Here is a 9,655-nt window from a genome sequence, read left to right on the forward strand (position 1 = left end):
CCGGCGCCGCCCGCCCGGCCGCGCGACCTCTCCGAGGAGTCCCATGAGCCCGCACGCCCCCACCACCGATCCCGCCCCGGCAACCGAGTCCCCCTCCGAGGCCGCCGGTCCCGTTCCGCCGTCGGCCCGTGCCATCGACCACTCCGGGGTGCGGGTGACCGGGCTGCGCCGCGCCTTCGACGGCCGCGTGGTCCTGGACGACGTCGAACTCACCATCGCCCCGGGCGAGTTCGTCTCCCTGCTCGGCGCCTCCGGCTCCGGCAAGAGCACCCTGCTGCGCGCCGTCGGCGGCCTCGACCCGGGCGTCGAGGGCCGGATCGAGGTGCCCGAGCGCACCGCCATCGTCTTCCAGGAGCACCGGCTGCTGCCCTGGGAGCGGGTGTGGCGCAACGTGACCCTCGGCGTCGGGGGCGGTGACCTGCGGCGACGGGCCGTGGCCGCGCTTGCCGAGGTCGGCCTTGAGGGCCGGGCCGACGCCTGGCCGGGAACGCTCTCCGGCGGCGAGTCCCAGCGCGTCGCCCTCGCCCGCGCGCTGGTGCGCACGCCCCAACTCCTGCTGCTGGATGAGCCGTTCGGCGCGTTGGACGCGCTGACCCGGCTGACGGCCCAGGCGCTCGTCGAGGACCTGTGGGCGGAGCACCGTCCGTCGGTGCTGCTGGTCACCCACGACGTGGAGGAGGCGCTGCTGCTCTCCGACCGCGCGCTGCTGCTCGCCGACGGCGGGATCGCCGCCGAGTTCACCGTGGACATCCCCCGCCCCCGCCCGCTGGACCACCCCCGCCTGGTGGAGCTGCGCACCGAGCTGCTGGCCGGGCTCGGCGTCCACGGCCCGGCCCGGCGCGGCGCCGACCGGGCCACCGAGGAGACCACCGCCCCGAGCCACCCGAGCACCGCTCCGGCCACCGCACCGAGGGAGAACCACCCATGAGCCAACAGAACTACTACGACGACGTGTTGACGGAGCATCACGAGGCGGACGTGCTGGTGGTGGGCGGTGGCCCGGCCGCCACCTGGGCCGCGGTCAAGGCCGCCGAGGCCGGCTCGCGGGTGGTCCTCGCCGACAAGGGCTACTGCGGCAGCTCCGGAGCGACCGCCGCCGCCGGCACCGGCGTCTGGTACGTGCCACCGCACCCCGAGGAGCGGGAGGCGGCGATGGCCTCCCGGGAGGGTCTTGGCGGGCATCTCGCCGACCGGCGCTGGATGGCGCGGGTCCTCGACCAGACCTGGCAGAACATGCACGAGGTCGCCACGGTCAGCCGCTACCCGTTCCCGGTGGACACCGCCGGCCGCCAGCTGCGGCGCGGCCTCCAGGGCCCGGAGTACATGCGGCGGATGCGGGTGCGGGTGCAGCGCGCCGGCGTGACGGTGCTGGACCACTCCCCGGTGCTGGAGCTGCTGGTCGACGAGGCCGGGGTGGTCGCGGGCGCGGCCGGGCACCGGCGGCAGGCCGACCGCCCGTTCACCGTGCGGGCCGGCGCCGTGGTGCTGGCCACCGGCGGCTGCGCGTTCCTGTCCCGGGCGCTGGGCTGCGACGTCAACACCGGCGACGGCTATCTGCTGGCCGCCGAGGTGGGCGCCGCGATGTCGGGCATGGAGTTCTCCAACGCCTATGCGCTCGCACCGGAGTTCACCTCGGTGACCAAGACCGCCTACTACGCGTTCGCGACGTTCTACCACGCCGACGGCACCGAGTTGGACGGCGCCGGCAGCAAGAAGGGGCGCTCGGTGATCGCCCGCACCCTGCTGGACGAGGGCACGGTCCTGGCGCGGCTGGACCGGGCCACCGAGGCGGAGCGGCGCGCGATGCGGCTGGGCCAGGCGAACTTCTTTCTGCCGTTCGACCGGCTGGGCATCGACCCGTTCACCGACCTGTTCCCGGTGACGCTGCTGGCCGAGGGAACGGTGCGCGGCACCGGCGGCATCCGGCTGGTCGGCGACGACTGCGCGACGGAGGTGCCCGGGCTGTATGCCGCCGGGGACGCCGCGACGCGGGAGCTGATCTGCGGCGGATTCACCGGGGGCGGCAGCCACAACGCGGCCTGGGCGATGTCGTCCGGGACCTGGGCCGGGCGCGGCGCCGCCGCGTTCGCCTCGGCGCTCGGCGAGCGGGCCCACGCGCGGCGGGTCACCCCGGCCGGGCGGGTCGGGCTGCGCCCGAGCGGCACGCCGGGCCCGGCCGACGAGCACCTGGCCGTGGTCGCTGAGGTGCGGCGCGAGGTGCTGCCCTACGACAAGAACTACCTGCGGGACGGCGCGGTGCTCGAACCCGCCCTGGAACGCCTCAACGACCTGTGGCTCAGGGCGGGTTCGAGCCTGCGGGCCACCGGCGAGCAGGCGATGCGGGCCCGCCGGGCGGCGGCGATGACCGCGACCGCGCGCTGGATGTACACCGCCGCGCTGGCCAGGACGGAGAGCCGGGGAATGCACAAGCGCGCCGACCACCCACGGCAGATCGACCCGGACTTCCGGCACCGGCTGATCACCGGCGGCCTCGACCGGTTGTGGACGCGCCCGGACACCACGGGCGCCACCGGGGCGGCGGGCGCCGTCGCGTCCCTCGCCGGGGAACGGGCGGGGGCGGCGGCATGATCGAGGTGGTCTCGGCCGAGCGCTGCATCGCCTGCGACAAGTGCGTCCTGGCCTGCCCGACGAACGTCTTCGACACCGGCGCCGACGGCGTTCCGGTGATAGCCCGTCAGGACGACTGCCAGACCTGCTTCATGTGCGAGGCGTACTGCCCGGTGGACGCGCTCTTCGTGGCGCCGACCACCCACCCGGCCGCCCCCGAAGGACTCGACGAGGCCGAGCTGGCGGCCGACGGCCGGCTCGGCAGCTACCGGGCCCACATCGGCTGGGGCCGGGGCCGAACTCCCGGCGCCCGGCTCGCCGTTGGCCCCGAACTCCCCGGCGCCGCCCGGATGGTCGCCCCGTCCGTTCGAGAGCCAGAGCCCGCCGCCACCACCACCCCGGCCACTCCGGCCACTCCGGCCACAACGACCAGCACCACCGCGCCGGCCCAGGCCGGCGCCGCACGAAAGGCACCAACCCCGTGACCGCACGGACCACACCACGGACCGCACGCAGACGGACGAGGCAACGGATCGCGCTGGCCGCGCTGTTGCCCCTGGCCCTGCTGACCGCGCTCACCGGCTGCGCCGAGTCCGCCGCCAACGACGGCGCCGAGACCGGCACGCTCCGCATCGGCGTCATCGGTTCCAAGGCCCAACTCACCGGCCCCGTCGGCTATCTGCACCACCGCGACGAACTGCTGCCGCGCCTTGCGGAGTTGGGCTTCGACGACATCGAGGTGTTCCCGTTCCCCAATGGCCCCGACCTCAACCAGGCGCTGGTGGGCGGGAGTCTGGACGTCGCGAGCTACGGCGACACCCCAGCCCTGGTGGCGCGGGGCAGCGGGCTTGAGACCCGGCTGATCGCCCAGGCGCAGGTCGGCAACGACGCCTCCATCGTGGTCCGCGACGACGGGCCGCGCTCCATCGAGGAGTTGGAGGGCGAACGGGTCTCCGTGCAGACCGGCTCCTATATCCACCGCTATCTGCTGGGCGCGCTGCGCGACGCGGGCGTCGAGCCGGCCGAGGTGCCGCATATCTACACGGCCGACACCGAGGCGCCGCTGGAGCGCGGCGACGTCGCGGCCGCCGCGATGCCGCAGGTGAACGCGGAGGTGTTCGTCGCCAAGGGCTACCGGATCATCGATCATCTGGCCGAGGACCATCCGGACTACGCCGGCACCAGCGCCACCGTCTCCACCGAGTCGTTCCTCGACGAGAACCCGGACTTCGCCGCCGCCTGGCAGGAGTGGCAGGACGAGGGCGTGCGGCTGGCCCGCGAGGACTTCGCCTCCTACCAGGACTTCGCCGTGACGCTCTCCGACTTCCCCGAGGAGCTGGTGCGCGCGACCACCCTGGAGGAGCACCTGCCGGACGGCCCGTTCCCCGAGCGCGGCCTCGAACTGCTGGCCGGCACCAAGGAGTTCCTGGTCGAGGAGGACTTCATCGCGGAGGACTTCGACCTGGAGGACTGGCTGGTGCGCACCGAAGGGAACTGATCCGGCCGGCGGCGACACCACCACGCGCCGGCGGCCACACCACGGCACGCCGGCGAGCAGCACCATCGACCACCCATCGAGAGGGGCCCCGTGTCCGAAGAGCCCGTGCCGCTGTCCGTTCTTGACCTGGCGCCGATCAGTTCGGGCGGCGACGCCGCCACCGCGCTGCGCAACACCGTCGATCTCGCCCGCACGGCCGAGGAGTTGGGCTACCACCGCTACTGGCTGGCCGAGCACCATCTGGCGGCCGGGGTGGCCAGCTCCCAGCCGGCACTGGTGATCGCCCTGGTCGCCGGCGCGACCAGCCGGATCAGGGTCGGCTCGGGAGCGGTCCAACTCGGCTTCCCCACCGCCCTGTCGGTGGTGGAACAGTTCGGCACCCTGGACGCCGTCGCCCCCGGCCGCATCGACCTGGGCCTCGGGCGCGGCGGCCAGCGCGCCACCCGCGAGGGCGGGCCGCCGCCCGAGCCGAAGGAGCCCGTGGGGACCAGGGAGGTGAACGGGGTGGTGATCCCGCCGCCGTTCTCCCCCGGCCGGCTGCTGAACCTGCCCCGCTTCCTCGCCCAGCAGGAGCTGCTGCGCCCGCCGGGCGCCCAACCCCGTGACTACGCCGAGCAGATCGACGAGATCCGCGCCCTGCTCGCCGGGACGTTCACCACGCCGGACGGCGACCCCGTGCACGCGGTGCCCGGCGAGGGGGCGGCGCTCCAGCTGTGGGTGCTGGGCTCCAGCGGCGGGGAGAGCGCCCGGGTGGCGGGCGCACGCGGGCTGCCGTTCACCGCCAACTACCACGTCAGCCCGGGCACCATCCTGGAGACCGTGGCCGCCTACCGGGCGGCCTTCGTGCCGTCGGCCGAGCATCCCGCACCCCGGGTGCAGGTCTCGGCCGACGTGCTGGTCGCCGAGGACGAGGCCACCGCGCGGCGGCTGGCGGCCGGCTTCGGCGCCTGGGTGCGGGCGATCCGCACCGGCCGGGGCGCCATCCCCTACCCCACGCCCGAGGAGGCCGACGACGTCGTCGCGTGGACGGAGGAGGAACGGGCCCTGGTCGCGGACCGGTTGACGACCCGTTTCGTCGGCACACCCGAGCAGGTCGTGGCCGGCCTGCGGCGGCTGCGGGACGTCACGGAGGCCGACGAGTTGCTGATCACCACCATCGCCCACGACCACGCCGCGCGGGTCCGCTCCTACCGGCTGCTGGCCGGGGCCTGGGGCCTGGCGTAGGCGCCTCGGACACCACGGTCGGCCGAACGACACGGGCCGCCGCACCCAACTCCGGTGCGGCGGCCCTCCGTTGTCTCAGGCCACGGGCTTGAGCACCCGCTGGCCGGACGACAGCTCCAGCGAGAACAGGTCGACGATCTGCTCCAGCGGCTCGGCCACCGCATCGGCCAGCACCACCGAGCCGTCCGGCTGCACCTGGATGTCGCGGTCCAGGACGAACCAGCCGGGGGTGATGTGCTGGGCGCCCATCGAGGAGAGCACCGGGCGCAACGCGTAGTCGATGGCCAGCACATGGGCCGTGCTGCCGCCCGTGGCCAGCGGCAGCACCGTCTTGCCGCTCAGCGCGTACTGCGGCAGCAGGTCCAGCAGGGACTTCAACAGCCCGGAGTAGGCGGCCTTGTAGACGGGGGTGCCCACCACCAACCCGTCCACGCGCGCGAGCAGTTCGGCCACCTCGACGATCGCCGGGTGCCGCAGGTCGGCGCCGAGCAGCGCGTCGGCGGGCAGGCTGCGGGCGTCGAGCGGTATCACCTCGTGGCCCTGGAGCGTGAGGCGCGCGTCCAGGTGGCGCAGCAGCCGGGCGGTGCGTGAGGTCGGCGAGGGACTTCCGGACAGGGACAGGACGACAGCCATGGCAGGCTCCTCGGACTCGGGGGCGGTCGGCCCCCTGCGTTCTTTCACGGGCGGGTCGAACGGGCGGCGGTCACACGGCCGTTCACGCGACGGCTCCGACGGCCGCTCAGGCGGCGGCGACCGGCGCGGGCCGGACGGACGTCGGGGTCTGGGCGTGCTGCGGATGCGTCCACAGCCCACGGGCGGCCAGGCGCGGAAGGACGCCCTCGCCGAACCAGTAGGCCTCCTCCAGGTGCGGGTAGCCGGAGAGGACGAACTCCTCGATGCCGACGGCCCGGTACTCCTCGATCAGGTCGGCCACCTCGTCGTGGCTGCCCACCAGCGCGGTGCCGGCGCCGCCGCGCACCAGGCCGATACCGGCCCACAGGCCGGGATGGATCTCCAGGTTGTCGCGGGTGCCGCCGTGCAGCGCCAACATCCGCTTCTGGCCCTCCGACTCGCTGAGCCGCAGGCCCTGTTGGGCGCGGGCCACCTCCTCGGGCCCGAAGCCGGCGAGCAGCCGCTGGGCCTCGGCCCAGGCCTGCTCGGAGGTGTCGCGGGTGATCACATGGAGCCGCACCCCGAAGCGCACGGTCCGGCCCTCCGCCTCGGCCAGGCCCCGCACCCAGGCGATCTTCTCGGCGACCTGCGCGGGCGGTTCGCCCCAGGTGAGGTACACGTCGGAGCGCCGGGCCGCGACGGGCCCGGCGGCCGCCGAGGAGCCACCGAAGTAGATCTCCGGCACCGGATCGGGCAGCCGCATCAACCGCGCCTCCTCGACCCGCAGATGACGGCCCGTCAGGCTGACGGTCTCGCCGCGCCACAGGCCCCGGACGATCGCGAGGAACTCGTCGGTGCGGGCGTAGCGGGCGTCCTTGTCCAACGTGTCGCCGTAGGCGCGCTGTTCACGGCTCTCGCCGCCGGTGACCACGTTCAGCAGCAGCCGCCCCTCGGTCTGCCGCTGGTAGCTGCCGGCCATCTGGGCCGCCAGGGTGGGTGAGATCAGGCCGGGCCGGAAGGCGACCAGGAACTTCAGCCGCTCGGTGCGCTGCGCGACCATCGCCGTGGTCAGCCAGGCGTCCTCGCACCAGGCGCCGGTGGGCGTCAACGCCGCCTCGAAGCCGACCTGTTCGGCGGCCTTGGCGATCTGCGCGAGATAGCCGACCGTGGGCGGCCGGTCGCCGCCGGCGGCGTTGACCGGCGTGCCGTGGCCGCCGCCGACGACATGGCGGCTGTCGCCGCTGGTGGGCAGAAACCAGTGGAAGGTCAGGGACATGGACGATTCGCTCCTATCAGCGCCCGGCCTGGGGCGGTCGCGCAACGGGCCGGCCCGGGGCGCGCGCCGGCGGGGGCCGGCGCCACGCGCACGGTGGCCACGGGGAGTTGACCTCGGGGAGGACCGGTTGGGGAGGTGGGGCCGGGCCCCCTGTACGGGGCCGGCCTGATCGGCGGAGGCGGCCGGGCCTCGGGCGTGCGTGACGGCGCTCGACCAGGCTCCTCGACGAGACTCAACGACGAGGCTCAACGAGGGGCGGAGCGGGGAACGCGCGGCCCGGGCCGGGGAGTCGGTGGGTCAGCGACAGACGGGACACATCGCGGCGGCCACGCGGAGCAGATCCACGCAGCGGCGGCGGGTCAGGGTCTGGGCACCGGGCATGGTTCGATGCAAGCACGCGACCTGGGGAGCGTCAATGCCACGCTCGCCATGCGAGACGGGGCGTGCGCCGGGCGCTCGTCCGCGCGCCCGCCGCGCGCTCCTCCCTGAGGAGGGCGTGCGGGGCGCGCGGTCCGTCGAAGGAATGTAGACCGGAGGCCACTACTCTCGGTGTCGGGTTTCGTATTACGGTCGGGACATGCAGACAAGCGGGGCCCGGGCACACAACTGGGCGGGAAACATCACCTTCGGCGCCGCGCGGCTCCATCGGCCGCGTTCGCTCGACGAGCTGCGCCACATCGTCGCCGGTGCTCAGCGGGCCCATGTGCTCGGCAGCGGGCACTCGTTCAACCGGATCGCCGACACCGAGGGCGACCTGCTGCGGGTGGACGGACTGCCGCAGAGGGTGGAGATCGACGAGGCAGGCGGCACGGTCACGCTGAGTGCCGGACTGCGCTATGGGGAGCTGGCCACCGAGCTGCACGCGGCCGGCTTCGCCCTCGCCAACCTCGCCTCCCTGCCGCACATTTCGGTCGCCGGATCGGTGGCCACCGGCACCCACGGCTCGGGGAACGAGCGGCGCGGGCTGGCCTCGGCCGTCACGGCGATGGAGTTCGTGGGCGCCGACGGCGAGACGTTCACGCTGAGCCGGGAGTCCGACCCGGGGCGCTTCCCGGGCGCCGTGGTCCACCTGGGCGCGCTGGGCGTGGTCACGGCGCTGACGCTGGAGGTGGAGCCGGCCTTCGAGGTGGCGCAGTGGGTCTATCCGGGGGTGCCGGTGGGGACGGTCGCCGCGGGGTATCCGGAGATCTCCGCCAGCGCCTACAGCGTCAGCGTCTTCACCGACTGGCACAGCGACACGGCCACGGTCCTGCTCAAGCGCCGGCTCGACCGGGAGGAGGCCGGCCACCCGGGGGAGCGCTGGCTGGGCGGGCGGCTGACCACCGAACCCTGGCACCCGATCCCGGGGATGCCGGCCACCTACTGCACCGAGCAGGGCGGGGTACCCGGGCCCTGGCACGAGCGACTGCCGCACTTCCGGCCGGAGTTCACGCCCAGCGGCGGCGAGGAGTTGCAGTCGGAGCTGTTCCTCCCCCGGTCGTCGGCCGGCGAGGCGGTGGGCCTGCTGCGGGAGATGGCGGCGGACTTCGCCGGGGTGCTCCAGGTCTCGGAGATACGCACGATCGCGGCCGAGGACCTGTGGCTCAGCCCCGCCGAGGGCCGGGACTCGGTGGCGTTCCACTTCACCTGGGTCAAGGACATGGCGGCGGTGCTGCCGGTGCTGGCGGCCGTGGAGGCCCGGCTGCTGCCGCTGGGCGCCCGCCCGCACTGGGGGAAGGTGACGGCGGCCACCCCCGCGACCGTCGCCGAGCGCTTCCCCCGACTGGCGGACTTCCGCCGGCTGGCCGACTCCCTGGACCCGGAGGGCTGCTTCCGCAACGCCTACCTGGACGGACTGCTGGCCGCGACGCCCTGAGCCGTGGCCTGGCCGGCGATGGCCTGGCCGGCCCGGCTTGACCCGCGACGACCGGGCTGAGCCCGGCGGCCGGCTGGCCGGCCCGGCCTGACCGCGCGCGAGCGGACTGGGCCCGGCGGTGGGCTGGCCGGCGGTGGGTTGGCCGGCGGCGGCCTGACCGGCGGTGGCCCGGCGGGCGCGAGCGGGTTGGACCCTTCGGTGGGCTGGCCGGCGATGGCCTGGCCGGCCCGGCTTGACCCGCGACGAGCGGGCTGGGCCCGGCGGCGAGACCGGCCGGCCTGGCCTAGCCAGTGGCGACGGGGCTCGTCGCAGCGGCCCAGCGGGCCCGACTCGAACAGGGGCAAGCGGACTCGGCAGTGGCCTGGCCGGCCGTGGGCCCCTCGGGCCAAGCTTGACCGGGCGCGAGCGGGCCCGGCCGCGCAGTGACGTGGCCGCCCAGGCTCAACCAGGCGCAAGCGAACTCGACCGGCAGATGTCCAGCCGGCCTGGCCTAGCTGTATTGATCACGAGCGTTGTTGACACTGGTCACAGTGGTTGGGGCTTGAGCATGACGAAGACCTCCGATGTGGTGGAGCTGTCTAGGACTGCACCGCATGGAGGTCTTCGTGTCCCACCGTAATGC

At 74.5% G+C, this 9,655-nt stretch carries 8 protein-coding genes; 6 read left to right on the top strand and 2 right to left on the bottom strand.

What is annotated here, in order from left to right; translation table 11 throughout:
* Positions 1-43: 43 nt before the first annotated feature.
* The 5 genes from FH609_RS30205 to FH609_RS30225 all read left to right on the top strand — a co-directional run bounded on the left by FH609_RS30205 (position 44) and on the right by FH609_RS30225 (position 5,290).
* Positions 44-928: an ABC transporter ATP-binding protein gene (locus tag FH609_RS30205; RefSeq protein ID WP_139675383.1), complete on the top strand. Its 885-nt coding sequence runs from the start codon at positions 44-46 to the stop codon at positions 926-928.
* The gene (locus FH609_RS30210) at positions 925-2,589 is read left to right on the top strand and encodes an FAD-binding protein (RefSeq protein WP_139675384.1); all 1,665 of its coding nucleotides are present in this window, start codon (positions 925-927) and stop codon (positions 2,587-2,589) included. The genes FH609_RS30205 and FH609_RS30210 overlap by 4 nt, the downstream gene beginning before the upstream one ends.
* Positions 2,586-3,053: a ferredoxin family protein gene (locus FH609_RS30215; protein WP_139675386.1), complete on the top strand. Its 468-nt coding sequence runs from the start codon at positions 2,586-2,588 to the stop codon at positions 3,051-3,053. The genes FH609_RS30210 and FH609_RS30215 overlap by 4 nt, the downstream gene beginning before the upstream one ends.
* Positions 3,050-4,066 carry an ABC transporter substrate-binding protein gene (locus FH609_RS30220; protein ID WP_139675387.1) on the top strand — a complete coding sequence of 339 codons (1,017 nt, stop codon included), beginning with the start codon at positions 3,050-3,052 and terminating at the stop codon, positions 4,064-4,066. The genes FH609_RS30215 and FH609_RS30220 overlap by 4 nt, the downstream gene beginning before the upstream one ends.
* A gap of 90 nt (positions 4,067-4,156) precedes the next feature.
* Positions 4,157-5,290 carry an LLM class flavin-dependent oxidoreductase gene (locus FH609_RS30225; RefSeq protein ID WP_226962061.1) on the top strand — a complete coding sequence of 378 codons (1,134 nt, stop codon included), beginning with the start codon at positions 4,157-4,159 and terminating at the stop codon, positions 5,288-5,290.
* A gap of 75 nt (positions 5,291-5,365) precedes the next feature.
* Here the strand turns inward: FH609_RS30225 and ssuE are convergent, their stop codons facing one another.
* Positions 5,366-5,923 carry an NADPH-dependent FMN reductase gene (gene ssuE, locus FH609_RS30230; protein WP_139675389.1) on the bottom strand — a complete coding sequence of 186 codons (558 nt, stop codon included), beginning with the start codon at positions 5,921-5,923 and terminating at the stop codon, positions 5,366-5,368.
* A 106-nt stretch (positions 5,924-6,029) separates the two neighbouring features.
* On the bottom strand, positions 6,030-7,178 hold the full coding sequence (locus tag FH609_RS30235; protein WP_139675391.1) for an LLM class flavin-dependent oxidoreductase: 1,149 nt from the start codon (positions 7,176-7,178) through the stop codon (positions 6,030-6,032).
* A 577-nt stretch (positions 7,179-7,755) separates the two neighbouring features.
* Here FH609_RS30235 and FH609_RS30240 point away from each other — a divergent pair.
* Positions 7,756-9,033 carry an FAD-binding protein gene (locus tag FH609_RS30240; protein ID WP_139675393.1) on the top strand — a complete coding sequence of 426 codons (1,278 nt, stop codon included), beginning with the start codon at positions 7,756-7,758 and terminating at the stop codon, positions 9,031-9,033.
* Positions 9,034-9,655: the final 622 nt, after the last annotated feature.

It is taken from the genome of Streptomyces sp. 3MP-14 (assembly GCF_006334905.2).
Taxonomy (GTDB): Bacteria; Actinomycetota; Actinomycetes; order Streptomycetales; family Streptomycetaceae; genus Streptomyces; species Streptomyces triticirhizae.

Bases quoted from the DNA above. Each gene is read 5' to 3' on its own strand.
- FH609_RS30205 (WP_139675383.1), top strand. From the start codon at position 44: ATGAGCCCGCACGCCCCCACCACCGATCCCGCCCCGGCAACCGAGTCC.
- FH609_RS30210 (WP_139675384.1), top strand. From the start codon at position 925: ATGAGCCAACAGAACTACTACGACGACGTGTTGACGGAGCATCACGAG.
- FH609_RS30215 (WP_139675386.1), top strand. From the start codon at position 2,586: ATGATCGAGGTGGTCTCGGCCGAGCGCTGCATCGCCTGCGACAAGTGC.
- ssuE (WP_139675389.1), bottom strand. From the start codon at position 5,923: ATGGCTGTCGTCCTGTCCCTGTCCGGAAGTCCCTCGCCGACCTCACGC.
- FH609_RS30235 (WP_139675391.1), bottom strand. From the start codon at position 7,178: ATGTCCCTGACCTTCCACTGGTTTCTGCCCACCAGCGGCGACAGCCGC.
- FH609_RS30240 (WP_139675393.1), top strand. From the start codon at position 7,756: ATGCAGACAAGCGGGGCCCGGGCACACAACTGGGCGGGAAACATCACC.